The 25416-nt window shown below is 62.7% G+C and carries 29 protein-coding genes and 1 pseudogene; 15 read left to right on the top strand and 15 right to left on the bottom strand.

The genetic code is table 11. The features are described from left to right. Positions 1-428 precede the first annotated feature (428 nt). Positions 429-974 (top strand): DUF6496 domain-containing protein, encoded by a 546-nt coding sequence (locus tag AC0L2L_RS26185; protein ID WP_473582445.1) that lies wholly within the window; start codon positions 429-431, stop codon positions 972-974. A 145-nt stretch (positions 975-1119) separates the two neighbouring features. On the opposite strand, the gene AC0L2L_RS26180 is transcribed toward AC0L2L_RS26185, so the two are convergent. Further along, a complete protein-coding gene (locus AC0L2L_RS26180; RefSeq protein WP_473582442.1) occupies positions 1120-2055 on the bottom strand; it encodes a complex I NDUFA9 subunit family protein in 936 nt (311 codons plus the stop codon). A gap of 142 nt (positions 2056-2197) precedes the next feature. On the opposite strand from AC0L2L_RS26180, the gene AC0L2L_RS26175 reads away from it, so the two are divergent. Continuing rightward, on the top strand, positions 2198-2635 hold the full coding sequence (locus AC0L2L_RS26175; RefSeq protein ID WP_473582440.1) for a CBS domain-containing protein: 438 nt from the start codon (positions 2198-2200) through the stop codon (positions 2633-2635). A 154-nt stretch (positions 2636-2789) separates the two neighbouring features. Here the strand turns inward: AC0L2L_RS26175 and AC0L2L_RS26170 are convergent, their stop codons facing one another. Continuing rightward, the gene (locus tag AC0L2L_RS26170; RefSeq protein WP_473582438.1) at positions 2790-3227 is read right to left on the bottom strand and encodes a DUF2267 domain-containing protein; all 438 of its coding nucleotides are present in this window, start codon (positions 3225-3227) and stop codon (positions 2790-2792) included. 255 nt (positions 3228-3482) lie between these two features. Between AC0L2L_RS26170 and AC0L2L_RS26165 the strand changes: the two genes are divergently transcribed. Beyond that, positions 3483-4004: a YbhB/YbcL family Raf kinase inhibitor-like protein gene (locus tag AC0L2L_RS26165; protein WP_473582436.1), complete on the top strand. Its 522-nt coding sequence runs from the start codon at positions 3483-3485 to the stop codon at positions 4002-4004. 26 nt (positions 4005-4030) lie between these two features. Here the strand turns inward: AC0L2L_RS26165 and AC0L2L_RS26160 are convergent. The 3 genes and pseudogenes from AC0L2L_RS26160 to AC0L2L_RS26150 all read right to left on the bottom strand — a co-directional run. After that, positions 4031-4096 (bottom strand): annotated as a pseudogene (locus AC0L2L_RS26160) (DUF2934 domain-containing protein); the annotation flags it as partial. A gap of 76 nt (positions 4097-4172) precedes the next feature. After that, positions 4173-4379: a hypothetical protein gene (locus tag AC0L2L_RS26155; protein WP_473582434.1), complete on the bottom strand. Its 207-nt coding sequence runs from the start codon at positions 4377-4379 to the stop codon at positions 4173-4175. 87 nt (positions 4380-4466) lie between these two features. Further along, on the bottom strand, positions 4467-6458 hold the full coding sequence (locus AC0L2L_RS26150) for a protein-L-isoaspartate(D-aspartate) O-methyltransferase (protein ID WP_473582432.1): 1992 nt from the start codon (positions 6456-6458) through the stop codon (positions 4467-4469). A 306-nt stretch (positions 6459-6764) separates the two neighbouring features. Here AC0L2L_RS26150 and AC0L2L_RS26145 point away from each other — a divergent pair, with 306 nt between their 5' ends. Then, the gene (locus tag AC0L2L_RS26145) at positions 6765-7607 is read left to right on the top strand and encodes an NmrA family NAD(P)-binding protein (protein ID WP_473582430.1); all 843 of its coding nucleotides are present in this window, start codon (positions 6765-6767) and stop codon (positions 7605-7607) included. 156 nt (positions 7608-7763) lie between these two features. After that, positions 7764-7931, top strand: coding sequence for a hypothetical protein (locus AC0L2L_RS26140; RefSeq protein WP_473582428.1), 168 nt, complete (start codon positions 7764-7766; stop codon positions 7929-7931). A 192-nt stretch (positions 7932-8123) separates the two neighbouring features. Here AC0L2L_RS26140 and AC0L2L_RS26135 read toward each other — a convergent pair whose 3' ends face one another. Together AC0L2L_RS26135 and AC0L2L_RS26130 are read right to left on the bottom strand one after the other, a co-directional pair. Beyond that, on the bottom strand, positions 8124-8351 hold the full coding sequence (locus AC0L2L_RS26135) for a hypothetical protein (protein WP_473582426.1): 228 nt from the start codon (positions 8349-8351) through the stop codon (positions 8124-8126). A gap of 9 nt (positions 8352-8360) precedes the next feature. Then, entirely contained in the window at positions 8361-8606 is a 246-nt protein-coding gene (locus tag AC0L2L_RS26130) for a hypothetical protein (protein WP_473582424.1), read from the bottom strand. A 127-nt stretch (positions 8607-8733) separates the two neighbouring features. On the opposite strand from AC0L2L_RS26130, the gene AC0L2L_RS26125 reads away from it, so the two are divergent. The 3 genes from AC0L2L_RS26125 (at position 8734) to AC0L2L_RS26115 (ending at position 11042) form a co-directional block, all read left to right on the top strand. Continuing rightward, a complete protein-coding gene (locus AC0L2L_RS26125) occupies positions 8734-9408 on the top strand; it encodes a VOC family protein (RefSeq protein ID WP_473582422.1) in 675 nt (224 codons plus the stop codon). Between the two features lie 88 nt (positions 9409-9496). Further along, complete coding sequence (locus AC0L2L_RS26120; RefSeq protein WP_473582420.1) at positions 9497-10303, top strand: nucleotidyltransferase family protein; 807 nt, start codon at positions 9497-9499, stop codon at positions 10301-10303. After that, positions 10296-11042 (top strand): metallophosphoesterase family protein, encoded by a 747-nt coding sequence (locus tag AC0L2L_RS26115; protein ID WP_473582418.1) that lies wholly within the window; start codon positions 10296-10298, stop codon positions 11040-11042. The genes AC0L2L_RS26120 and AC0L2L_RS26115 overlap by 8 nt, the downstream gene beginning before the upstream one ends. A gap of 120 nt (positions 11043-11162) precedes the next feature. Here AC0L2L_RS26115 and AC0L2L_RS26110 read toward each other — a convergent pair whose 3' ends face one another. Then, entirely contained in the window at positions 11163-11348 is a 186-nt protein-coding gene (locus AC0L2L_RS26110) for a hypothetical protein (RefSeq protein ID WP_473582416.1), read from the bottom strand. A 253-nt stretch (positions 11349-11601) separates the two neighbouring features. Between AC0L2L_RS26110 and AC0L2L_RS26105 the strand changes: the two genes are divergently transcribed. Both AC0L2L_RS26105 and AC0L2L_RS26100 read left to right on the top strand, forming a co-directional pair. Further along, complete coding sequence (locus AC0L2L_RS26105) at positions 11602-11940, top strand: hypothetical protein (protein WP_473582414.1); 339 nt, start codon at positions 11602-11604, stop codon at positions 11938-11940. A 77-nt stretch (positions 11941-12017) separates the two neighbouring features. Further along, a complete protein-coding gene (locus AC0L2L_RS26100) occupies positions 12018-12482 on the top strand; it encodes a cupin domain-containing protein (protein WP_473582413.1) in 465 nt (154 codons plus the stop codon). Between the two features lie 95 nt (positions 12483-12577). Here AC0L2L_RS26100 and AC0L2L_RS26095 read toward each other — a convergent pair whose 3' ends face one another. Genes AC0L2L_RS26095 through AC0L2L_RS26070 form a run of 6 tightly spaced genes read right to left on the bottom strand, consistent with a single transcriptional unit; the run spans position 12578 to position 19954 of the window. Further along, complete coding sequence (locus AC0L2L_RS26095; protein WP_473582411.1) at positions 12578-13084, bottom strand: sarcosine oxidase subunit gamma; 507 nt, start codon at positions 13082-13084, stop codon at positions 12578-12580. Next, complete coding sequence (locus tag AC0L2L_RS26090) at positions 13077-16031, bottom strand: sarcosine oxidase subunit alpha family protein (protein WP_473582409.1); 2955 nt, start codon at positions 16029-16031, stop codon at positions 13077-13079. Before AC0L2L_RS26090 ends, AC0L2L_RS26095 begins: the two co-directional genes overlap by 8 nt. Beyond that, positions 16028-16294, bottom strand: coding sequence for a sarcosine oxidase subunit delta (locus AC0L2L_RS26085; protein ID WP_027165500.1), 267 nt, complete (start codon positions 16292-16294; stop codon positions 16028-16030). Before AC0L2L_RS26085 ends, AC0L2L_RS26090 begins: the two co-directional genes overlap by 4 nt. A gap of 15 nt (positions 16295-16309) precedes the next feature. After that, positions 16310-17566, bottom strand: coding sequence for a sarcosine oxidase subunit beta family protein (locus tag AC0L2L_RS26080; RefSeq protein WP_473582407.1), 1257 nt, complete (start codon positions 17564-17566; stop codon positions 16310-16312). Positions 17567-17576: 10 nt separating this feature from the next. Beyond that, positions 17577-18725, bottom strand: coding sequence for a M24 family metallopeptidase (locus AC0L2L_RS26075; protein WP_473582405.1), 1149 nt, complete (start codon positions 18723-18725; stop codon positions 17577-17579). A 38-nt stretch (positions 18726-18763) separates the two neighbouring features. Next, positions 18764-19954: a M24 family metallopeptidase gene (locus AC0L2L_RS26070; RefSeq protein WP_473582403.1), complete on the bottom strand. Its 1191-nt coding sequence runs from the start codon at positions 19952-19954 to the stop codon at positions 18764-18766. A gap of 233 nt (positions 19955-20187) precedes the next feature. Here AC0L2L_RS26070 and ehuB point away from each other — a divergent pair, with 233 nt between their 5' ends. The 5 genes from ehuB to AC0L2L_RS26045 are packed head-to-tail and all read left to right on the top strand — an operon-like array spanning position 20188 to position 23998. After that, positions 20188-21057: an ectoine/hydroxyectoine ABC transporter substrate-binding protein EhuB gene (gene ehuB / locus AC0L2L_RS26065; protein WP_473582401.1), complete on the top strand. Its 870-nt coding sequence runs from the start codon at positions 20188-20190 to the stop codon at positions 21055-21057. A 52-nt stretch (positions 21058-21109) separates the two neighbouring features. Beyond that, a complete protein-coding gene (ehuC, locus tag AC0L2L_RS26060; protein ID WP_473582399.1) occupies positions 21110-21838 on the top strand; it encodes an ectoine/hydroxyectoine ABC transporter permease subunit EhuC in 729 nt (242 codons plus the stop codon). Further along, a complete protein-coding gene (ehuD, locus tag AC0L2L_RS26055) occupies positions 21835-22494 on the top strand; it encodes an ectoine/hydroxyectoine ABC transporter permease subunit EhuD (RefSeq protein WP_473582397.1) in 660 nt (219 codons plus the stop codon). The genes ehuC and ehuD overlap by 4 nt, the downstream gene beginning before the upstream one ends. Then, the gene (gene ehuA, locus AC0L2L_RS26050; protein WP_027165493.1) at positions 22491-23270 is read left to right on the top strand and encodes an ectoine/hydroxyectoine ABC transporter ATP-binding protein EhuA; all 780 of its coding nucleotides are present in this window, start codon (positions 22491-22493) and stop codon (positions 23268-23270) included. Before ehuD ends, ehuA begins: the two co-directional genes overlap by 4 nt. Next, the gene (locus AC0L2L_RS26045; RefSeq protein WP_473582395.1) at positions 23267-23998 is read left to right on the top strand and encodes a GntR family transcriptional regulator; all 732 of its coding nucleotides are present in this window, start codon (positions 23267-23269) and stop codon (positions 23996-23998) included. Before ehuA ends, AC0L2L_RS26045 begins: the two co-directional genes overlap by 4 nt. Before the next feature lie 12 nt (positions 23999-24010). On the opposite strand, the gene AC0L2L_RS26040 is transcribed toward AC0L2L_RS26045, so the two are convergent. Beyond that, positions 24011-25201, bottom strand: coding sequence for an NADH-quinone oxidoreductase subunit D (locus tag AC0L2L_RS26040; RefSeq protein ID WP_473582393.1), 1191 nt, complete (start codon positions 25199-25201; stop codon positions 24011-24013). Between the last annotated feature and the right edge of the window lie 215 nt (positions 25202-25416).

Genomic DNA, 25416 nt, shown 5'->3' with positions numbered 1-25416 from the left:
GGCAAAGCCGACGCCGCGGGACAGAAAAGCCAAATCCTGTCCCCGCAACCAAACAACAAAACGCCCGCCTCGCGCGGGCGTCTTTGTTTTTTGCCCTGCGCTTCTTTCCAACGAAATCAAATAGTCAGCTCACAGCCTTGTTGAACATTTGAGCGCCCCGCGTGCAAATTTCAAACAAACGGCTTCGGCTATTCCGGCTCCGCCGCCGGTCACGATGGCGGCCTTGCCTTGCGGTCTTCCGGTCATTTGTACGATCGCCTGCGGGCTGCGCTACATGGCGCGCCCAATGATCACGCGTATTCGCATGAGGGCATCGTCAAACGGCAGGCGTTTTCCGAAAGGCTCGGCAGGGATCAATTGCAATGCTGACGCGTTGGCATCTGAAGGTCCGCAGTTGCGGTCCGGACGTCCAAAAGCGGAGAAACGCTATGCCAGACAGGAAACTCATTGAGAAGGCGCAAAGGGACAAGCGCGAAGGCAAGTCGCCGAGCACGCAAGCTGGCGAATTTGTACACGAGGAGATCGACAAGGTCCGACGCGGCGAGCATGGCGCGCGCAACACCAAACAGGCAATCGCTATCGGTCTGTCCGAAGCACGCCGGGCCGGGGTGGACTTGCCGCCCCCTAAAAAGGGTAGGGTTAAGAAGAGCACGCGCGAGAGCGCCGAATACGCCTACGAGGTCGGACAGGGAGAGCGGACACCGAAGCGCCGTCCGAAGGTCTCGAAAGCGGTCTCGCAGGTCCTCAAGCGCGAGCCGAAGAGCACAGCATCGCATGCGGCGCTCTCGCGGCAGGCCAAGGGAGCGGCATCACGCCGCACGGCGGAGGAGCGCTCGACCGCGGCGGAGAAGGCCGCTGAGACAAAGGGAGCATCCGGCCGCTCGGCGGCTGCGCGGAAGGCGGTGCAGACCAAGGGGGCTCGCGGAAGAAAGCAGGCGGCGAGGAAGGCCGCCGAAACGCGCTCGCGGGCCTAAAGCGATGCATGTCGTTGTCCCAGAACCGCTGCACACTTCTGGGCGACATGCATGAGGGCGTTTCACCGTTTCACGGAAATGGCAAACCGCTCTATCCCTTTGTTTTTACGCAATTCCTGGAATTGCTCCAGGGCGGTTCTGTCCCTCAATGCCCCTCGTCGATCATGCGGACCACTGCGTCGAGTTCGCGCGGTTCAATGCTCAAATCCTCAAGTCCGGGAAAATTGCCGGAGGCGATGTTGTCATCCTGCATCAACTCTATCTGGTTGCGCGTAAGCGGCGCGGCCGGAAGCCATTCCGCGGCCGCCGCGAGCAACGTCCAGACCGGATAGGGCACCGGCATCAAGATGGTCCGTATTCGAAGAAGGCCGGCGATTTCCTGGACCAGGCTCCTATAGGAATAGACGCGCGGGCCCGCGCATTCGAAGAGACGAGCGTCGATGTCCGTTTGTCCAGACGCGAGCCGGGCGACGGCTTCCGCGACATCCTCGACATGGACGGGTTGGAGTTGCGTATCTCCGGTGCCGAACAGCGGATAAACCGGGAGGAGTTTCACCAGGCGGATGATTGTCGTGAGAAACGTATCGTCGGGGCCGACCATGACCGATGGCCGAACGATTGTCGCTTGCGCAAACGCCGCCTTCACCGCGTCCTCGCCGCGGCCGCGGGCGCTGACATAGGTGGAAGAAGACTTGGCGTCCGAGCCTATACCGGAAATCTGAATGAATTTCCCGACACCGGCTTCCCGCGAAGCGGCGGCAAGGTCCGCTGCGGCCTTCACATGCACGCGCTCGAAACTTTGCTCGCCGCGCTCGACATAGAGGCTGACGGCATTCACCACCGCGCGAGATCCAGAAACGGCAGCGGCGATCGAGGACCGATCGAGGATGTTTGCCTCGATCCCCTTCAATTGGGGCGACGCGTGGAGCCGATCTCTGCCTGGATGGCGTGACGCCGCGCGAACGTTGATTTTCTTGTCCAGCAGCCGGCTAACGATCCGCCGTCCAAGAAAGCCCGTTCCGCCGAACACCGTCACGACGTTTTCAGTTGAGGAGCCGCTCCGCTCGAGATCGCTTGCCATGGCGCTTTCCAGGCATTCACAACGCGGATGAAAAAATTCCAGGCGGTCGATCCAGATTGGATGGAACGTTACCGCCAAAGATTTCGTTCCCTCGGTCAACACCGATCCGGCGGGCGGGCTCGCAAATGATGGAGAGATTGCCATGGAAGTCGGCAAATGCATGACAAGGAGCGTTCAGATCGCGAACCCCGAGCAGTCAATTCGCGACGTAGCACAAATGATGGGCAAGCTAGACGCAGGAGCAATGCCCGTAGGCGATGACGACCGGTTGGTCGGTATGATCACCGATCGCGATATCGTGGTCCGCGGCGTGGCGTTGGGCAAAGGACCTGAAGCCAAGGTGCGCGACGTCATGAGCGCAGAGGTTAAATACTGCTTTGACGACGAAGAAATCGAGAGCGTTCTGGAGAACATGGGCGACCTGCAGGTGCGACGGCTCCCGGTTCTCAACCGCGACAAGAGGCTCGTCGGCATCGTCTCCCTCGGCGACCTCGCAACGAATGGTGAAGCGACGGAGGCTGCAGCGGCTTTGAGCGGCATCTCGAAGCCGGGCGGCGAGCATTCACAGACTGCTCACTGACCGAAGAAGTGGCGACAAATCGGAGCGCCGGCTAGAGCGTTTCACGGAAACGGCGAACCGCTCTATCTCTGTTTTGACGCAATTCCGGACGGAAAACCGCTCACACTTTTCCTGGAATTGCTCTAAAGCCGGCGCCCGCCTTCTGTCGCGACCCCTACACGCCGACGCTCTCTGGCCACAGGGCCTGAATGTCTCTCGGCAAAGCGCGGCGTATTTTCGCCGACTGGCCAAGATCGACATGATGGGCAAGCGTCTTGAATACCGACCTTGTCGCCTCGCCGGCATTCACCGGCCGTCCGGACTTCAGAGCTTCCGCAATGGGATAGACAAATTCCTCGGCGGAGCGATCTCTGCTGGGCAGATCGGACGGCTGATACTGGTCGTAATATGCGCCGCGTATCAGAAGCGGCAACTCGGCGCCCAGTTTGGCTCCCAGTTCCACCGGCAGCCTGTCGCGCAAGGCACGCAGGACCACGCCAAGCACGTGCCATGCAAGCTGACGGTCAGGGCCGAGATCGTCCATGATCTCGTTCAGCCAGACATTGGTGGTCTGGACTGTCTTGTCGAAAACATCGAGGCCGTTTGCGCTCATCATCGCCTCCAGATGGACAAATCACCCACACGCCCGCTTCGGATAGAACACCTGACTGCGAGGATTGTTTCGTCGCCGATGAATTCGTGAACGGTGAGTTCGCGAACACTGAAGCGCGAGCCGCAAGGAGACGGAAGCAGCCCGCCCGTCGACCGGTTATCGTATCGTGTCTTTCGGAAAAGGTGGCGCCAGTCTGTCAGGAACATGAGCGGCCGGTCGTTGTTATTCCAGAAATGGACATGGAGATCAGCGACTATGGCCTTTGCCCTCAAGAGCCCTGCCTTCACCCATGGTGAAAGGATACCGCCGCGATATTCTCGTGATGGCGAGAATATCTCGCCACCGTTGGAATGGAGAGACGCTCCGGCGGGAGCCAAAAGCTTCGCCTTGATCGTCGAGGATCCCGATGCTCTTTCGGGCACATTTCGCCATTGGGCGATCTACGACATCGACCCGCAACGCAACATTCTACCGGAAGGCACGACGGCAGGTACCAAGACCGAAAGCCTTGGTCATGGCGTCAATGATTTCGGCAATCCTCATTACGACGGTCCCCAGCCGCCGCGTGGGCATGGCCTTCATCACTACCATTTCCGGCTTCTGGCGCTCGACGTGGAGACGACGGGTACTTCGCCGCTTCAATGCAATTTCAGCCGACAACGCCTGGGCTCCGGATATCAGCGCGACGAATCCGAGTCGCCTCCAACCGTTGGATCGGGAGCAACGGGTCCGCGCTCGTCCTCTGAACCTTCGGCCTCTATTTCTTGCACCGCCTGATCCCAATGATCTTGCTCGCGTCCATTCGGACGGCCCTCGCGCTCCCATATTTCGTGGGCCCGCCGCTTGATGCGCTCTTCCCTTCTATCCATCAACGCAACTCCATCAGTTCATGGGCCCAATTCCCGGGCCATCGCCGCCGACCCGTTACGAACCATCGTTGCCGTCCTACTTGTTGGTGCGCATCTTCTGTCTCGGATTGATCCCACCAGCGGAGGTCGTATCATTCTCGATGTCACCCTCGATGGTGTTCTCGCCCTCGAGTTCGAGATCGTCGCCTTCCTTGATCGTTCCCTTGGACGTTCCGATGCCGGGGTTTCTCGCCAGGTCGGCATTGCTCGGTATTTTCCATTTCGGGTGTTTGGTTCCAGTCATGGCAAAGCTCCCTCAATGAGGTGTTCAGTTTCTAAACCGTAGCAGTGTTGAAATGTTCCAAGCCCGTTCGGGGCCAAGGCACCGCTTTCAGAGTCCGAACGGATAGGTATCGGGGACACCGCTTCTTGCGTGCTCGGAGCCGAGAGGCGTCACCGCGCAGGTTTTGTCGAACCATAAGAAGGCGTCGAATTGCTGGGGCAGGGAAGCGTCCGCATAGTGGCTGCGCAGCTCGGTTTCCGGCCGGTAGATCACGCCGATGAAGCGCTCCAGCCGGCGTTCCAGCAGCCGCTCGCGCAGGGCCTTGTCGCGCCCGAGGTCGAGCAGGAAGCGCGGCACGCGAGAATCATGGCAAAGCCGCTCATAGCTGTCGGCGTGGGAGGCGCGTATCTGCTTGACCTCCATCTCGCCATCCCAGTCGGAAGCGGCGGCTACAGTGCCGGAATGCGTTCCCAGGCCGATCAGCGCTGCCCGGTCGCCGAAATGCTCCCGGCAGAGCTGACCGATATTCAGTTCACCCCTGACGATCCCCATCTCCGTATAGCGGGCATCGCCGATATGAGAGTTGTGCGCCCATACGACCGCCTTGGCGTTGGATCCGGTGGCATCCAGCAGATGCTCCAAGGTCTCGAACATATGCGTGTCGCGCAGGTTCCAGGCCTCCGCGCCGCCATAATACATGATCCGATAGTAGTGTTCGGCGGCGGCGATCAGCCGGGCATTCTGGCTGGCGTCGAGAAAGTCGACACCGTCCCGTCGTGCATAATCGAGTTGTTTGGCGAGCAGCTCCCGGCACTGCTCCAGCACCGCCTTCTCGCATTTTTGATAGCCGGCGGTAAGCACCGCACGGCCATAGGTCGATGGCTCGTTTTGCCAGGGGGTCAGGCAGCCGTAGCGCTCACGCGCTATCTTGGCGGCTTGCGGGTCGACCCGGTCGAGGTAGCCGAGAACGGCGGCTATGGACCCGCTCATATTATAGATGTCGAGGCCATAGAATCCTGCTTGCTCGGATGGCTCAAGCTTCTCATTGTGATGGCGCATCCAGTCGGTGAAGGCCGCGACATCGGTATTGCGCCACATCCAGGTTGGAAATCGCTGAAACGGCGGGCTGGCGCCAGCAAGCGATTTCCGGTGGCGAACATAGCGGTCGATCGCCGCGGCATCCGGCCAATCCGCCTCGACCGCAACGATGGTGAAACCGTGCTTCTCGATGAGCCTGCGAGTAATGGCCGCGCGCGCCCTATAGAACTCCGAGGTGCCATGGCTTGCCTCGCCAAGCAGAACGACGCGCCTATCGGCGAACCGATCGAACAATTCGCCGAAGGCTTGGTCGTCGAAATCCGGCAGCGGCTCGGCCGCAGTCGCGATCATCTCGGGCAGGCTGAGCGGATGCGGATGTCTGAGCGCACGACTGACCTCGGCGGGCTCGCCGTTTTCGGGCCAGCCCTGCTCGCCGATGAGGGGGACGAACCGCACGCCGCCGAAATCCTCCTCGCTGTAAGTCGCGGCGCCGGTTCGGGTGACCTTGAGCAGACGCTGCGAATCCGGATCCTCGCCGACCGGAATGACAAGCCTGCCGCCGACATCTAGTTGCTCCTGGAGGGCAAGCGGCGCACCGGGGCCGCTGGCCGTCACCACGATGGCATCGAAGGGCGCTGCCTCGGGCCAGCCCTTGGTGCCGTCGCCCGTCCGGACCTCGATGTTCTCATAGCCAAGCTTCTCAAATCGCCGCTTCGCCGTTTCGGCCAACCCCGGATGGCGCTCGATCGTATAGACCCGTTCGACGATCCGGCTCATCACGGCGGCCGCGTAACCCGAGCCGGTGCCAACCTCGAGCACGTGGTCGCCAGGTTTGACATCCGCCATCTCGATCATGAACGCGACGACATAGGGCTGCGATATGGTCTGGCCGTCGGCAATCGGCAGCGGCGCGTCTTCATAAGCGAATTCCTCGAAGCCGGGATCGACGAACGCCTCGCGCGGAACTTCGCGCATCGCCTGCAGGATCTCTCGGTCGTGGATGCCGCGCCCGCCGACGTGGATGTTGACCATTCGATCGCGGGCGCGAGGAAGATCGAGCATTTCTAGCTCCTCTGCTGGGTCTAAGTCCTCTTTCGCTTGCTGGACGGCAACTCGATCGCGTTCTCGCGATTCGCCTCTTTAATCGCCGAAGGACCTCGAGGTTCCTCCCGTGCTTGCGCGAAGTCTGGAAACCGACGGCCGTCCTGGCTGGAGATCGTTCGACAAGACTGGCAATGCCATGGCCGTGGAAGCAGCCGGGAACCATAGCTCCATATGATGGTTCTGCACCAAGACGATCCTTCATCCGAGAAGGAACGAATCCACAAGGCATCAGACCCAGGCGGCAGGACCGCATTGGAGAAGGCCATGACGATCCTTGCCGTCGGCGCCGCCGGCCAATTCGCCGGTCTTGTCGTTCCCGCCCTTGCCGAGCGCGGCGCACGCGTGCGCGGTCTGGTCCGCAAGCCTGAACAGGCCGCGGAAGCAACGCGCCGTGGCGCGGCGGAAGTCGCCGTCGGCGATCTTCGCGACCGGACGAGCCTCGACCACGCGCTGCAGGACATCGACGCCGTTTTTTACATCGCGCCGGCATTCCTCCCCGGTGAAGCCGAGGTGGGAAAGAGCATGGTCGCCGCCGCGATCGATGCCGGCGTGCGTCGATTTGTGTTTTCGTCGGTGATCCATCCCGTGCTTGGTGGCCTCGTCAATCACGCTGCGAAAGCGCTCGTGGAAGAGGCGGTGCTCAATTCAGACCTCGAATACACCTTCCTCCATCCAACTCTCTATTTTCAGATCTATGCCGATCCGTGGCCAAAGATCATCGAGACCGGCGTGTTGTCGGAGCCGTGGTCGATAGAGACACGCTTCACGCGGGTCGATTACCGCGATGTGGCGGAAGTCGCGGCCATCGCACTGATCGAGGACAGGCTGCTATACGGGACATTCGAGCTCTGCTCGCCGGGAAACCTCAATCGCCGGGAAGTCGCGGCACTGCTGACCGAGATTCTGGGTCGGGAGATTACGCCCAAGAAAAGCGATCCCAGCGCCCTTGGCGATATTCCGGGCGCAATGAAGACAATGTTCGAGCATTACGAGCATCACGGCCTGCTCGGCAATCCGCTTACGCTGCGCGCCATTCTGGGTCGGGAACCGCGCACGCTCCGCGCCTATTTTGAGGAACTCGCTTCCGCCCGAACGCCCGTCGAATGAGCTTCCGAATTGCGCGACGCCTCCATCGACAAATATCGCCCCATGTCGCGTCGGCAAAGCGCTGGAAGGGCGCTGCAAGGCCGGAACGATTGTCCGATGCGACCGCTTTTGGAACCCCAAAGGCATTCGGCGGATTATCTACCGAGGCGAATTGCCATGGAAGACAAACCGTCGGCCCAAAACCCAGCGAGAACCCTCGTCACCGTGCTTGTGATTTGTCTGCTCATCATAGGCTTGTTTTTTATTGGCTTCAGATACTCGCAGCGCGATCAAGGAACGCTGATTGTGCCTGGCTCCGCGCAAGAAGGCGGCGAACGGCCTTAAGGCTTATGCCGGCCTTCAGGATCGGTCCGTCCGCCTGGTCTCATCGTTCCCAGGCGCTGAGCCCTCAATCCGGCGCCGGATTGAAGAAGGCTGTGCCTCATCAACACCGCGGCAATAGCGTTTGCGTCCCTACGGGCATCCTGCGGTCTTCCGTATGACGAGGTCTGCTCAAGTCAGTCCAGACAGGCACGATCAGGAACCGGCCCCGTCGAATTCGATGGCAAATCCCGCGTCGATCGCGCTTCGCGCGATCAGGTCGCAAAGTTCCCAGTCGGTGAGCTCGCAAAGCGGGAAGATTGTTCTCACGGCGCGGCTGGTCTCGGACATCGAGATGCTCGGCCGGCCGACATTGTCGATCAGGTAGCGGATGATCACCAGGCGAACGTTCGACGAGGCCGGTCGCGGCGCGAGCGCGAACAATGGCTTGGCCTACGAATGAAGACGCGGTTCGGTGCTATCGGCTGTCGGTGCGTCGAAGGCGACGGGCACGCCGTGCACGATCGATGCAGCCGCCAGCAATGCCTCCAGCTCGCGGTCGGTCGCCTTGCATGCGGGCATGAGTGTTCGGATGGCGCGGATTGCCTGTGCGATGGAAAGGAAACGGGCTCTGCCTCTGGAGAGGACATACGCCTCGGCGGCTTTTTCGACCGTGACTGTATGAAAGACGGTGGTCATCGAGAGTTCCTCCCTGAAAACTCCAACCACGACGAATTAGCGCTGAAATTCTGCGGCCTTCAAGGCTGTGTCCGATACCGAACAATCATCCTCAACCCTGCCCTCAGACCGCGAGCCGATGTCGACCTTGGCGCAACTTCAGCTCAGCCCTTTGCCACTGCTTTTCTCATGGCTGGCGATGTTGCATTCACCTGCAGAGACTGTTCGCCCGGAACAGAAGAGAAGGGCCGGTGTTTATGATCTGTCGTGCTCCGTCCAAGGAACTGGCAGGCGGCGCGGCGCATCGGCGGCGACGTCGATTGTGACAACAGCATCAGCGAGTCGGGCGATGACGATACGACCTCTGCGCTACCTGAACGCCGTCGTTCCGCACATTTATGTCGAAGGCGCGGCCAAAGCGGTCGCCTTCTATGCCGAGGCGTTTGGCGCCGAAGAAGTCCTGCGCATCGCGACGCAGGATGGACGCATCATCCACAGCGAGCTTGCCATCTGCAATGCGACGGTCATGTTGGGCGATCCGACCAGTCGGCTCTACGATGAGCCGCGACAACTCGGAGCCTGCACAGCCGGCCTGCATCTGATGGTGGATGACAATGCAGCGGTTCTGGCCCGTGCGGTAGCCGCGGGATGCGAGCAGATCCAGGCGCCAACCGATATGTTTTACGGCGCGAGCTCGGCCAGCGTGCGCGATCCATTTGGCCATGTCTGGGTGTTGCTGACATGGAAGGAAGATCTGTCGCCGGCCGAAATGGAGCGTCGCGGCAATGCGGCGCTCCGCGAGGCGGATAAAGCCCGCTTATAGCAGCGGCTCGTCTTCTCCGGCCCCAGTCGCCGGCAGCGGAACCAGACGGGGTTGCCGCTGTTAATCGAAACAGGCGGAGCTGTGGTTCATGGCCAACGATGAATTGCCGGGCGTTCTGGCATCACTTCCCGCGATCGACGCGAAAGCCGAGCCGACGCTCAAGAGCGCCGAAGCGGAGGCCTTCTATACGCGCGCGATCCGCGAGCTCGCGGCCACGGACATTCCCTTTCTCGTGGCCGGAACCTATGCGGTGAGCGCCTATACGGGCGTCGTGCGTCAGACCAAGGATCTCGACATCTTCTGCAAGGCCGGCGATTGCCCGCGTATCCTCGCCTATTTCAAGGAAATCGGCTACGCGGTCGAGATCGAGGACGACCGATGGCTGGGAAAGGTCTTCGAAGGCACGCATTTCTTCGATGTGATCTTCGCCTCGGCCAATGGCACGATGCGGGTCGAGGACCAGTGGCTGGAGCATGCCCGGCAGGTGGAGCTGCTGGGCAGCCGGGTCAGGATCATCGGCCCAACCGAACTCATCTGGTCGAAGTGCTTCATCCAGGACAGAGGCCGCCACGATGGCGCCGACATTGCCCATACCATCCTCAGAGCGAACGATCAGATCGACTGGCAGAGGCTGCTGTCCTATCTCGATGTCCACTGGGAGGTGTTGCTGATGCAGCTCCTCAACTTCCGGTGGATATATCCCAGCGAGCGCGACCACATTCCCGACTGGCTGATCGACGAACTGCTCGACCGGTTCGCCCGGCAGCGGCAGTTGCCTTCGCCGAGGATGAAGATCTGTCGTGGCCGGCTGCTGTCGCCGGTCGACTATGAGATCGACCTCAAGGAGTGGGGATTTGCCGGCGTCGGCGGCGTTGGAGAATTCCGGGATGACTGAGCGAACCAGAGCCTCGAAGACGGACGGCAATGGCGTCGTCAGGATCGCCGCGGTGGGCGACCTGCATGTCGAGGAAGGCGCCCAGACCTCGTATCGCGAGCTGTTCGGTGAAGTGTCGCGCGCGGCCGATATCCTCGTCCTTGCCGGAGATCTGACGAATCTCGGCAAGCCTCGGGAGGCCGAGCTTCTCGCCGAGGATCTTCGCGCCTGCTCGGTCCCGGTTGTCGGCGTGCTCGGCAACCACGATTACGAATCCGGCTCCGTCGAAGAGGTTGCGGCCACGCTGCGGCAGGGAGGAATGCATCTGCTCGACGGGCAAGTGACGGAGTTGATGGATGTCGGGTTCGTCGGCGTGAAGGGTTTTGTCGGCGGGTTCGGGCCAAGGATGCTGGGCTCGTTCGGCGAGCCGGCGATCAAGGCAATGGTGGCCGAGAGCGTCAGCGAGGCGATGCGGCTCGAGAATGCGATGCGACAGGTGCGCACCAAGCGCACCCTGGTGATCCTCCACTACGCCCCGATTCCCGAGACCGTCGCCGGCGAGCCGCCGGAAATTTTTCCGTTCCTGGGATCTTCCCGGCTGGCCGAAACGATCGATCGGTTCAAGGTCAGCGCGGTCGTGCATGGCCACGCCCATCGCGGCGTCTATGAAGGCCGCACGCCAGGCGGCGCCAAGGTCTACAATGTGGCCATGCACATCGCCAAGCCGACCGGGCGCCCCTACGCCTTGCTCGAAATCTGAGGCTCCCGCAGTCGTTGCCACCGCTCGGGACCATCGGAACCCGGTTCCGCGCGGCGCCCGCCATGACTACGAAGAGGTGGAACCAACGGCATTGCACCGCCGACTTCCATTTGCCCGGGCTCAACTCGCCGCGTTGATCGACTTCGCCAACTCTTCCAGCTTCCTGGGATCGTTGCCGTGGCGGCGCACCAGTTCGCGGGCCTGCCTGGATGGCAAGTCGGTCGTAGCCGCAAGCTGTCGCACCTGCTGATCGTCGATGGCGACCTGCGGCAATGTGTGGTCGATATCTGCTGCCTTGTCCTTCATGACGGTTCTCCTCGATCGCTATCGAAGACAACGGCCTGAAAATCCCACCGGTTCCGACCGATCTCGAATGTAAGCGCCGCGCACCTGGATGCGAACCAACATGCGCCCGTCTCGACCGTTAGGGCAATCGGACAATCCCTCGGTTGACGCAGGGGCCGTCGCGCCTAGCTTTTTCCGCATGGCGCGCGCAAGGCCAAGACAATCCGATCGCGAGCGTTCCCGAGACTGCATCGTCCGCAAAGGAGGATAGTGCTTGAAACGCTTTTGGCTGGGCGTTGGCGTTCTTCTCGTGGTGTGTGCCGCCGGGTTCTTCGCCTATGCCTGGAAGCCGGCGATCGATCCTGTCGAGCCACCGCAGCGGTCCGCCTTCGACCAGGCACTGATCGAGAAGGGCGCCATACTGGCTTCCGTCGGCAATTGCACGTCCTGCCATACCAGGCCGGACAACAAGTCCTTTGCCGGCGGGCTTGCGGTGCCGACCCCGTTCGGCACGATCTATTCGACCAACATCACGCCCAATCCCGAGACAGGCATCGGCCATGCAATGGGCAAGCGCACGCGCGAACGCGTGAAGGCGGTGCTCGGCGTTTAGCAGGCTGAAGGAGTCGGACAAGAGTGACTGACGAGCCAGCACGCTTGAGGGGGGCAATATCAAAAAGGATTGGATCAATGACAGATCTCGAACCCAAGGAATTTGTGCTCGCAGGTGTCGTCATGAAGCGACTGGTTACCGGCAAACAGACGGAAGGCCAGCTATGCCTTCTCGAAAACAGGAGTGACGGGCAGACCAAGACGCCGATCCATGTCCATGCGAACGATGACGAGACGGTTTACGTCATCGAAGGTGAGTTGACCGCGGTCGTGGATGGCGAAGCCCGAACGATCTCGGCGGGCGAGAGCATGTTTTTGAAGCGCGGCATCCCGCACCAGCTGATGAATCCCGGCAATCGGCCCGTCCGCTACATACTGATAGGCACGCCAAGTGGATTCGACCAGTTTCTCGCCGAAGGTGGCCATGAGCTGCGAAAGGGACAAACGGCCGGGCCGCCGACTCCCGCTGATATCGAGCGGCTCAGGGCAGCCGCGCCGAAGTTTGGAATCACGCTTCTGGGCGATTGGCCAGCAAGAAATTAATGCATGTCGCCCAGAAGTGTGCAGCGGTTCTGGGACAACGACATGCATAAAAACAAAGACTTAAAGCGCCTGAATCCGTTTCAGCGCGACACGCTTTAGATCGCTCCGGATGAGCCGTCGGCAATCCAATCGGAGAGGCTGCGGGCGAAGCTTCGCGGCACGATGAGTTCGCATGAGGCCTCGCCGGTGCGCAGAAAGAGTACCGCTACATGATGGAATGACGTGTGCACGGCACGCCCCGGAGCGGCCGTCTGCTCGTGCCAGTCGACGGCGATGCAGGTCGAGAGCACCCTCGCGATATCGGCGCCGGCCAGGCTGAAGCGCACGCGGCCTTCGCCAAGGGAGACCGAACAGCCGAGATCCGGATCGACAGCAAGGGGCGGCGCCGGCGCCCCGTTGTCGAGGACAAGCCAGAGACGACGGGGTGCGACGCGGATGATGAGAAGGTTCTCGTGACGCACGGTCTCGCCGACCGAGGCGGGAAGGTCCGTGCCGAGCGACGCCGAAAGGCTCGTTTCGAATTGCCTGAGCGACCCGTCCCAGCCCTCGACCTGGATGAGCGGGCACTCGGACACGGACAGGCTGAAATCCGGGCTAGCCATGCAGTCGTTCTCCCTGCGGGTCGAGGAACACCGGCGAGACGATGCGAGCACGCACCGTTTCGGCCTTCATCGGATAGACGGCCACGACCTCGCTTCCTTCCGCCGCCATGTCGCCGGCAAGCAGTGCCAGCCCGACATAGTGGCCGCGTTCGGGACTGAAGGTGACGGAGGTGACACGGCCGCGTCCGTGGCCGTGAGCTTTTTCGCCCGGCAGGAACAGGATGGCGCCGCCGCGCAGGCGCTTTCCGTCCTCGATGCATTCCAGCCCGACCAGGCGTTGCCGGTCAGGCGCCATGAAGGCGGGACGCCGCCGCAGCACATCGCCGACGAAACCCGAGCGCTTGCCGGCCATGCGGCCGAGGCCGAGATCGTCCAGCGTCGTGCGCCCGTCGATCTCGGGTCCGGCGACATGGCCCTTCTCGACGCGTAGCGCGCCGAGCGCCTCGACGCCGTAGGGCTTCAGGCCGAACGGATCGCCGGTTTCGAGCAAATGGCCCCACAGTTGCGCGCCGGCAGTCGCGCCGACATAGATTTCATAGGCGCGCTCGCCCGAGTAGCTAAGGCGCAGGATGCGCAGCGCCCGACCTACCCATTCGCCTTCTAGCAAGCCCATGTGCGGCAGCGCTGCGTCGGAAAGGTCGAACGACGGAAATGCCGCCGCCAAGATGGCGCGGCTCTGCGGTCCGGCAATCGACATCGCCGCCCATTCATCGCTCACCGAGGTGACGGCGACGCGCAGGTCCGGCCAGGCGGTATCGAGCAGGAATTCCAGCCGCGACTGCACGTCGGCGGCCTTGGCGGTCGAGGTGGTCATGAAGAACCGGCTTTCCGCCAGCCGCGTCGTGGTGCCGTCATCGAAGACGATGCCGTCGTCGCGCAGCATGACGCCATAGCGGGCGCGGCCGACCGGCAGCTTGGCAAAGCCGTTGGCATAGACGCGATCGAGGAATATCGCCGCATCGGGGCCCTGGACGTCGATCTTGCCCAAGGTGGAAATGTCCATCAGTCCGGCTGCCTGGCGCACAGTCCGCATTTCGGTGACATAGGCTTCGTTCACATCGGCTCCGGATTGCCGGTAGAACCAGGGCCGCATCCACAGACCGACCTCCAGCATGTCGGCGCCGTTCGCCTGATGCCAGTCGTGCATCGGCGTGCGGCGGAACGGCTTGAAATGATGACCTGTGGCGCGGCCGGCGAGAGCGCCGATGGCAACCGGCGTGAAGGGCGGACGAAAGGTCGTGGTGCCGGTCTCGGGGACCGTTGCGCCGCGCAGGCCAGCCATCGCGGCAAGCGCCGCGAAATTGCTGGTCTTGCCCTGGTCGGTGCCCATGCCGAGCGTCGTGTACCGCTTCAGGTGCTCGACCGACTCATAGCCTTCGCGGTGGGCGAGCTCGATGTCCTTCGTGGTGACGTCCATCTGAAAATCGACAAAGGCTTTTCCACGGTGAGCGGACGGGACGTCGCGAAGCGTGGCCGTGACGGTCTCGCCCAGGTCAAGCCTCGAAGGAGCCGGCACCGGTGCCGACTTGCCGCAGAAGGATGCCGCTTCGATGCCGGCGCGATGACCGTCGTCGATGGCGTCGGCGGTCGCGTAGGCACCCATCATCGCACCGGCACCGGACCAACTGGCCGGAAAGCTGCCCGGCACGAAGCCGTCGATGTCATCGCGATACCGGGGCTTGATGCCAAGATGAGACGTGAGGTGCACGGTCGGCGACCAGCCGCCGGACATGCAGACCAGATCACAAGTGGTCTCGAAGTGGCCGTCCGGTCCGCTCAGTGTCGCGCGCTTGACGGCATGGCCGCCATGCAAGCCGACAATGCGCGTTGCGGTTCGAACAGCGACACCGAGGCGGGCGGCATCCGCGACAAGGGCTGCAGGTGGTGCGGCGCGCAAATCCGCTACCGTCACCTCAGCGCCGGCATTGGCCAGGTCGAAGGCGGTGCGCCAGGCGCCGTCATTGGCGGCGGTGACCATGACTTTCCTGCCTGGCAGGACGGCGAAGCGGTTGAGGTAGGCCCGCGCGGCCGAGGCAAGCATGACGCCAGGGCGGTCGTTGTTCGAAAATACCATTGGTCGCTCGATCGCCCCTGTGGCGAAAACCACCGAGCGAGCGCGAAGCATCGTGACCGTCTGCCGCGCTTCGCCGGCCGTCGACGGACCGACTTGGTCGCGTCGTTCCACCAGACCTATGACGGTGCCGTCATAGATGCCGAAAGCGCTGGTCCGTTTCATCAGTGTGACGGTTTCGAAGCTCTTCAGCTCGGCTTCGACCTCATTCAACCATGCGGCTGCGAAGCCATCGGACCGCTCGGCCAGAAGCTGGCCGCCAAGCAGGAAATCCTGCTCGATGAGCGCGACCCGCGCGCCGGCCGCGGCAGCGGCGCGCGCCGCCGACAGGCCCGCCGAGCCACTACCGATGACCGCGACATCGGCGAACGCATGGCGGACTTCGTAGCGGTCGGGATCCGGGTCGGTGCCGGCCCTGCCGAGGCCTGCGGCTTTGCGGATGAAGTGCTCGTAAAACATCCAGGCGCGCCGTGTCGGGCCCATGAAGGTCTTGTAGTAGAAACCGGCCGAGAGGAACGGACCAAAAAGCCCGTTGAGGCTTTGCACATCAAAGGCAAGCGATGGCCAGCGGTTCTGGCTTTCCATGACCATGCCGTCGTGAAGTTCCAGTGTCGTCGCCGGCAGGTTCGGCTCGCGCCTGCCGCCAGACCCGAGCGTCACCAGCGCGTTCGGCTCTTCCGGCCCGGCGGAGAGAATACCGCGCGGGCGATGGTATTTGAAGCTGCGCCCAACCAGCGTGACGCCGTTGGCGAGCAGCGCGGAGGCAAGCGTGTCGCCGCGATATCCAGCCAGTTTTCGGCCGTCGAAGCTGAATTCGATGGAGCGGGAGCGGTCGATGCGGCCGCCGCCCGGCAGTCGCTTGTTGTGGGCGTTCATGCTTGCGATGTCCTGGCGAAGGCGACCGAAGAGATGACGTGGTTGCGCGTGTCACGCTCGACCACCAGCCACTGGCGGCAGCCGATCACGTGCTGCCAGAATTCGCGGTGGAGGCCGGCCGGGTTCTTGCGGACGTAGACGTAGGCGTACCAGGCCTCCGGATCCGGGTCGTCATGGGCCGGACGCGTGACGGAGGCGTCGCCACCATAGCGGAACTCGTCATGGTCGCGCGGGCCGCAGCAGGGGCATTCGATGCGCAGCATTTTCCTCATCGCCTCCTATTGCAGCCAGGCGGAGGGGCCGACGCCAGCCTCGTCGAGCGTGCGGCCGGTCCGGAAACGGTCGAGCCCATAGGCCGCGATCAACGGATGCGGCTTGCCGGTCGCGATGGTGTGGGCGAAGCACCAGCCGGAAGCCGGCGTCGCCTTGAAGCCGCCATAGCACCAGCCGCCGTTGAGATAGAGGCCGTCGATCGGCGTCGGGCAAATGATCGGGCTGGCGTCGGGCGTCATGTCCATGACGCCGCCCCAATGACGCAGGAGGCGGATGCGCGAGATGCATGGCATCAAGGCGATCGCCGCCTCCGCCACCTCGCGCACGACACCGAGATTGCCGCGCTGGGCATAGGAATTATAGCCGTCGAGATTGCCGCCGAAGACCAGCCCGCCCTTGTCCGACTGACTGACGTAGAAATGATCGGCGCCATAGGCGACGACATGGTCGACCAGCGGCTTCAGCGGCTCGGTGACGAAGGCTTGCAGGACATGGCTTTCGATCGGCAGCTCAAGGCCGGCCTTGGCGCCGAGGATGGATGTATGGCCGGCAACGGCGAGGCCGACCTTGCCGGCGCCGATCCGGCCCTTCGTCGTCTCGACACCGACAATCCGCTCGCCGTCGCGGACAAAGCCGGTCACCTCGCAGTTCTGGATGATGTCGACGCCATGGCCGTCGGCCGCGCGCGCATAGCCCCAGGCGACGGCGTCGTGCCTCGCCGTGCCCGCGCGGCCCTGGAAGATGGCGCCATGGATCGGAAAGCGGGCCGTGTCGGAGAAATCGAGATAGGGCACCAGACGGCGCACCTCTTCGCGATCGAGGATGTCGGCATCGATGCCGTTCAGCCGCATGACGTTGGCGCGGTGGCTGAAGCCGTCGAGTTGGTCGGCCGAATGCGCCGTCACGAGCTGGCCGCGCTGCGAGAACATGACGTTGAAGTTCAGCGCCTGCGACATGCCCTCCCACAGCTTCATCGAGAATTCGTAGAACTGGGTGTTGCCGTCGAGCAGGTAGTTGGAGCGGATGACGGTGGTGTTGCGCCCGACATTGCCGCCGCCGACATAGCCTTTTTCGAGCACGGCGACATTGCGGATGCCATGGTTCTCCGCGAGGTAGAAAGCGGTGGCGAGGCCATGTCCGCCACCGCCGATGACGATCACGTCGTAGGAGGGTTTGGGCTCCGCCGCCCGCCAGGCGCGCTGCCAGCTCTTCTGGCCCGACAGCGCATTGCGGAAAATCGAGAATGCCGAGTAGCGCGCCATGCGTGCGGGCCTATCGAACGATCGGGCCGGCCGGCGTGCGGGTCAGCACTTCCGCGCCCGCTTCGGTCAACAGCACGGTGTTGGAGACGAAGTCGTCGCCACGACCGGTGCCCATCAGCCAGGACAGGATGTGGAAGCTCATCCCCGTCTCGATCTCGAGATCGGAATCGTGCCTCAAGCCGGTCACCGAATTGCCGCCGGTCCACGATGGCGGCTGGCCGGCGCCGACCAGATAGCCGCAATGGTGGCGGCGATAGTGGGAAAGGCCGGCCTCGTCGGCGACGGCCTGCCAGGCGGCGTAGACATCGCGCGCCCTGGCACCGGGCCGCAGCGCCTTGACGACCGCGTCGAACGCCCTGGCGGTCACTTGCGCCATCGCGGCGTCCTCGTCGCTGATGTGGCCGATGCGAACCAGCCGGCCGAGCGGCGCGTGATAGCGCGAGATGCAGCCGGACAATTCGACGAAGACCGGCTCGCCCTTGCGATAGATTCCGTCGCCCCATGTCGTGTGCTCTTCGCCCAGGCGCGCGGCCGGGCGGATGAACGGGCCGAAGCCCGGCGCATGGCCGCCGGCGCGGATCATCGCGGAGACGCATTGGGCGGCGACCTCTTGTTCGGTGGCGCCGTCCGAGATCGCCGCGATTGCGGCGCTGGCGGCGGCGTCGGTCACCTTGGCGGCGCGGCGCATCAGCGCCTGTTCCTCGGCGCTCTTCACCCGCCGCATGCTGTCGACCAGACCGGAAACGTCGCTCCATTTGGCATCCGCCTGCGCCTGCAGTGCCACGGCAAGCCCGTGGCTGAGGCCGGCCGTCCAGTATTCGAGGCCGATCCGCTTGCCGGTCAGGCCGAGTTCGGCAAGGACCCGCGCGGCAAGATCCGCAGCCGTTTCGCTGTCGGAATGGCCGCGGAACGTCGCTGCCGTCACCTGCTTCTCGATCGTCACCCTTTCCATCGAACGGGTAACCAGGACCGGCTTGCCCTCAAGCGGGACGATCAAAAGGTGAGGGGCAAAATATCCCCAGTGATCGAGCCCGGTGAGGTAGAAGACGTTCTCCGGCGAAGCGAAGACCGCGGCGTCGAGTTCGCGCTCGGCCAGTAGCGTGCGAAGCCTGGCAAGACGGCCAGCGATTTCGGCTTCGGAAAAGGGATTGCGGTCCATTGCGGTGTCCTTGAAATTGCCGGTCCTTGGGCCGGCGATCAGTTGATGACGATGAGTTCGCGCGCCACGTCGCAGAGGCGTTTCCCGCCGCGCTCGGTGACCACGAAGGATTCCGAGATGGCGACGCCGAAATCGTCGAGCCAAACGCCGGCCATGAAGTGGAAGCACATTCCCGGCTGCATCTCGGTGGTGTCGCCGGGACGAAGGCTTGCGGTACGCTCGCCCCAATCGGGCGGGTAGGCGAGCCCGACCGGATAGCCGACGCGGCTTTCCTTCTTCAGCCCGTTCTTGCGCAAGACAGCTTGCCAGGCGGCTTCGACTTCTTCGGCGGTGTTGCCGGGTCGCGCCGTCTCGAGACCGGCGTCGACGCCTTCGACGATTGCCTTGGCCATGTCGAGGATCGCCTGCGGCGGCTTGCCGAAATGTACCGTGCGCGTCAGCGCCGCATGATAGCGGCGACGCACGCCGGCGATCTCTAGGATGGCGAGGCCGCTGTCCGGCAGCGGCGCATCGGACCATGTCAGATGCGGTGTGCTGGTGCCCTCGCCAACCGGCATCAACGGACAGATCGCGGCATAGTCGCCGCCGGCTCCGGGCACACCCATGATCTGCGCGTGATAGATCTCGGCGATGACGTGGTTCTGCGGCACACCGGGCCGCATCTTTTCGATGGCGCGGTTCATGGCATGGGTGCAGATCGCGCCGGCTTCGCGGATCAGCGCCAGCTCGGCTTCGGATTTGACCAGCCGCGCCCAGTTGACGAGATCATGGTTATTGGCGAAGCCCGCGTCGGGCAGTCCCTGGGTGAGATGGGCGTGACAGCGCGCCGTATAGTAATGCGCGTCCATCTCGACGCCGATACTGGCCGTTGCCCAGCCGCGCGAGCGGATCAGTTGGGCGAGCTCATCATAGGGATGCTCGACCGGCTGCTGCACCAGCCGTTCCGAGAACGGCACGATGTTGTTCTCCGGCAGGCCGGTGGTCAGGCGTGCGCTCCTGGCATCCTGGGCCCTGCCGAACCAGATCGGCCGATCCTCCTCGAGATGGACCAGAACACATTGCGGAACGTAGAACGACCATCCGTCATAGCCGGTCAGCCAGCACATGTTGGCGGGATCCTGGCAAACGATAAGGTCGAAGCCTGCCTTTTCCATGCGTGCCTTCACGCCGGCCAGGCGCCGCGCATATTCCGCCTGCGTGAATGTTCCGGAATGGTCGGCGCTCGTCACCTGGAATGCCCCTGCCTTCTGGATATGTCGTCCGCCCCTGGCGACGGGTAAATTGCTTAAATTGTGCACAACTCGACGGTAGTCCGCCCTGCAGCCTTCGAATTTTCAAAGGTTGGCGTGTCTCGACTTGCACAATCTCTAGGGCAGTTGTATACGTCTGGTCAAGCGCGTTTCAGTCTCGAAGAAGGCCGCTGCGCTGGGAACCGTCATCAGTTGTTCAATGGGAGAAAAGCATGCTGAAATCATCGATATCGCGCCGCATCGTCGTGAAGGCGGCCGCCTGTCTTGCGCTTGCGGCGACTTCGCTCACGTCGCTGCCCGCTCATGCGGAGACCACGCTCGAACGAGCCAAGAAGGACGGCTACATCCGCGTCGGCTTCGCCAACGAGGCGCCTTTCGGCTACGCCACGCCTGATGGCAAGCTGACCGGCGAGGCCCCTGAAGTCGCCAAGGCGGTGCTCGCCAAGATGGGCATCCCGCAGGTTGACGGGGTGCTGACCGAATTCGGCTCTCTCATTCCGGGTCTCAAGGCCGGCCGCTTCGACATCATCGCCGCCGGCATGTTCATCACTCCGAAGCGCTGCGCCGAGATCAACTACTCTGAGCCTTCCTACGGCATCGGCGAGGCGATGTTGGTGGCAAAAGGCAACCCGAAAGGCGTGAAGGACTTTTCCAGCTTCAAGGAGAAGCCGGATCTCAAGCTTGCCGTGATGGCCGGCGCCGTCGAAGGCGGGTTCGCCAAGGATGCGGGCGTGGACGCCGGGCAGATCGTCACCCTGCCTGACCAGTCCAGCTTGGTCGCGGCCGTCCAGGCCGGCCGCGCCGACGCCGCCGCGCTGACGGCGCTTTCGATCGCCGACATGGCCAAGAAGGCCGACGGCGTCGAAACGACCAAGCCGTTCGGCGAGGTTAACGGCAAGTCGGTGAAGGGACATGGCGGCTTCGGCTTCCGCAAGGAAGACACCGATCTGCAAGAGGCTTTCAACGCCGAGCTGAAGAAATTCCTCGGCACACCGGAGCATATCGCCCTGGTCGAGCCGCTCGGTTTCGGCAAGGACTACCTGCCGAACAAGACCACCGCCGAGCTCTGCGCCGGCAAATAGGGTCCCAACTGCTGGGCGGCGCCACGGCGCCGCCCCTTTTTCGGAGACGCAGATGGGAATCCGCACGCTTGTTGCGATGCTGGCGGCCGCGCTCGTCATCATCGGTATCCTGGCGACGCAGCCAAGCTACAGCCTGTTCATGCCGGGCCTGCTGCAGGGCGCGGCGTTGACGGCCGAGATCGCCGTGCTCGGCGCGCTGCTTGCCGTCGTCATGGGTGTGCTTGCAGCACTCGCCCGGCTTTATGGTCCGGCACCGCTGAGGTGGCTGGCCACGGTCTATGTCGAGATCTTCCGTGGCACTTCGGCGCTGGTCCAGCTGTTCTGGCTGTTTTTCGTATTGCCGCAATTCGGCGTCTCGCTCGATCCATTCCCGGTGGCCGTGCTGGCGCTCGGGCTGAATGTCGGCGCCTACGGGTCGGAAGTGGTGCGCGGCGCGATCCTGTCGGTTAATCGCGGCCAGTGGGAGGGATGCACGGCGTTGAACATGAGCCGTGGCCAGATGCTGCGACGAGTGATCCTGCCGCAGGCTTTCGTCGCCATGATCCCGCCTTGGGGGAACCTGTTCATCGAGCTTCTCAAATCGACGTCGCTGGTCTCGCTGATCACGCTCTCCGATCTCGCCTTCAAAGCGCAGCAGATGAACCAGAATACGTTCAAGACAATTCCGATCTTCACGCTCGTGCTGCTGATGTATCTCGCGATGTCGCTGGTCCTCACCATTGGCATGCGTCTGCTCGAAAGGCGCGCATCGGCAGGTCTGGCGCGGGGGAGGGCGGCATGATCTGGGACTGGAGCTTCACCCTCGAGATCCTGCCGGTGCTGGCGCATGCGGCAATCGTCTCCATCGAGGCGACGCTGATCGGCTTCGTGCTCGCCGCTACCCTCGGCCTGGTGCTGGCGGTCGTCCGCATCGCCGTGCCGCGAACCGGCTGGACGATTTCGGTGCTGGTCGAGCTGATCCGATCGACACCGCTGCTCATCCAGATATTCTTCATCTACTTCGTCTTCCCGAAATTCGGCCTCGTGCTCGACGCCTTCACCGCCGGTGTGCTCGCCATCGGCATCCACTATGCCGCCTATTGCTCCGAGGTCTACCGGGCCGGTTTCGACAATATCCATCGCGGCCAGTGGGAAGCCTCGATCGCGCTCAATCTGTCGGCCTGGACGACGTTTCGCGACATCATCATCCCGCAGGCGATCCCGCCGATCGTTCCGGCGCTGGGCAACTACCTCGTCGCCCTGTTCAAGGAGACGCCGCTGCTTTCCGCGATCGCCGTGATGGAGCTGATGCAGACAGCCAAGATCATCGGCTCCGAGACATTCCGTTACACCGAGCCGATCACATTGGTCGGCCTGTTCTTCCTTGCCATGAGCCTGGTTTCAGCCGTGCTCATCCGCGCTCTCGAACGCCTGCTCAACCGGAGGACCATGCGATGACGGAACAACCGATGGTCCGCTTCGAGAACGTTTCGAAACGCTATGGCGCGCTGACCGTTCTCGACGGGCTCGATCTCGAAATCGCACGTGGCGAGAAGGTCTCCGTCATCGGTCCGTCCGGCTCCGGCAAGACGACAGTGCTGCGCATGCTGATGACGCTGGAGACGATCAATGACGGCGTCATCTGGGTCGAAGGCGAGCCGCTCACCCACATGAAGAAGAACGGCACGCTCGTTCCCGCCGACCTGGCGCATATTCGCCGCATCCGCGCGAAGATCGGCATGGTGTTCCAATCCTTCAATCTCTTCCCGCACATGACGGCGATGGCGAACTGCATCGAAGCGCCGATGACGGTGCTTGGTATGAAGCGGGCGGACGCCGAGGCACGGGCGGCCGAACTCCTGGAACTGGTGGGGCTGGCCCAGAAGAAGGACCATTATCCGTCGCAACTTTCCGGTGGCCAGCAGCAGCGCGTCGCCATTGCCAGGGCACTGGCCATGCGGCCCAAGATCATGCTGTTCGACGAGGTCACGTCCGCGCTCGACCCGGAGCTTGTCGGCGAAGTGCTGCAGGTGATAAGGCAGATCGGGCGCGAGCATGATCTGACCATGCTGATGGTCACTCATCAAATGGGTTTCGCCAAAGAGTTTTCCGATCGCGTTTGCTTCTTCTACCAGGGCAAGATCTGCGAGCAGGGACCGCCAGGCGAACTGTTCGGAGCGCCCAAGAACGAGCGGACGCGGCAGTTCCTGCATGCTGTCCTGGAGGCTGGATGACGCTTGAGACAGATGCCGCGCCAATAGCAACGGCCGACCCGCAGCCGCGCCCGCTTTCGGCGCGCGAGCGGTTCGAGCGCATTTACCGGATCTTGCGCGACCGCATCTGCCTGTTGGACTATGCTCCGGGAAGCCACCTCTCCGAGGAAGAGCTGGCCCAGGAATTTGAGATCAGCCGGACCCCGGTCCGGCGTGTCTTGGCGCGATTGGAATCCGAGGGTCTCGTCCAATCCGTACACGGCGTCGGCACGATCGTCACGGACGTCGATATCGAGGAATTGCAGCAGGTCTACCACCTGAGACTGGAACTGGCGCTGCTCGTCGGCAAGCTTTCGCCAATCCCGCGCACGGCGGAGGATCTCGATCGGATCAGAGCGCTCATCAAGCGCTGTGATTCCGATATCCTCAACCCCGACCAGCGCGCCTTCCTTCGCCTCAACATGGATTTCTTCTACGAACTCACCGCGATGACCGGCAACCAGCCGCTGCGCGAGATCAGCGAGCGCCTGTATTTCCAGGTCGCGCGCGTCGTCCTGAAGATGATGCCGCAGCTCGGCCTTGTCGAAGAATTCACCGCCTTCCGCCGCGAAATGGAGGAAGTGCTCGCCGCAGCCGAGATCGGCGATTGGGAATCGATCGGCCATATAAGGCGCGCCCATATCTCGATGAGCTTTCGCCGTATGATGCGCCACACGGGCGAAGTCATCGACTTCGACAAGGGCATGTGATCCGCGCACCGGTCAGCGATCGATCTCGCCAAACACGATATCGAGCGATCCGATGATCGCGGCAACGTCGGCGATCATGTGGCCTCGAGACAGAAGATCCATCGCCTGCAAATGGGCAAAGGACGGCGCGCGTATCTTGCACCGATAAGGGACATTGCCCCCGTCTGAAACCAGATAAACGCCGAACTCCCCCTTCGGCGCCTCGACGGCAGCGTAGACCTCTCCGGCCGGCACACGGTGCCCCTCGGTGTAAAGTTTGAAATGCTGGATGGTCGCTTCCATCGACCGTTTCATGGTGGCTCGCGGCGGCGGCGTGATCTTCCGGTTCGGAACCGCCACCGGCCCCTGGCCCTGCGGCGACCGCAGTTTTTCCACGCATTGCTTCATGATCCGCACCGACTGGCGCATTTCCTCCATGCGAACGAGATAGCGGTCATAGCAGTCTCCGTTCTTGCCGACGGGAATGTCGAAATCCATGTCCGGGTAACACTCGTATGGCTGCGCCTTGCGCAGATCCCATGCGGCGCCCGACCCGCGCACCATCACGCCGGAAAAGCCCCAGGCCCAGGCATCATCCAACCCGATTACGCCGACATCGACATTGCGCTGCTTAAAAATGCGGCTCCCGGTGAGCAAATCGTCGAGGTTGTCGCAGACCTTGAGGAACGGGTCACAGAAGGCCTCGATATCGTCCAGAAGCTCCGGAGGCAGATCCTGGTGCACGCCACCGATCCTGAAATAATTCGCGTGCATGCGGGCGCCGGAGGCGCGCTCGTAGAAAACCATCAGTTTCTCGCGCTCCGCAAATCCCCAAAGCGGCGGGGTCAGCGCGCCGATATCCATGGCCTGCGTCGTGACGTTGAGGAGATGCGACAGAAGCCGGCCGATCTCGCAAAACAGAACGCGGATAAGCTGCCCGCGCCTGGGAACCGTTATTTCGAGCAGTCTTTCGGCGGCGAGGCAGAACGCATGCTCCTGGTTCATCGGCGCGACATAATCGAGCCGATCGAAATAGGGCAGCGCCTGGAGGTAGTTCTTGTATTCGATCAGTTTCTCGGTGCCGCGATGGAGCAGCCCGATATGCGGATCGGCGCGTTCGACGATCTCGCCTTCCAGTTCGAGCACCAACCGTAGAACGCCATGGGCAGAGGGATGCTGGGGTCCGAAGTTGATGGTGAAGTTGCGAACGGCGGCTTCGGTCATGATGGCTCTCCGCGACATCTGCGTTGCGCTGCTTCACGGTGCGATCCGTATCGATATGGTTCGCCGGCCGCGCTGCTACTCATGTCGCCGCCTCCGCATGGTCCGTCTCTTCATCCTCTCGATGGAGATTTGAAGAAACCCTTATGCTGAGCGATGGTTCCGCAGGCTTGGCCATACCGGCGATTGCGCTCCAGCCAACTTTGGAGATGCCCAAA

The organism is Mesorhizobium sp. WSM4832 (assembly GCF_055811115.1).
Note: the sequence above shows the minus strand (reverse complement) of the source record. Positions and strands in the feature narration are given on the sequence as shown.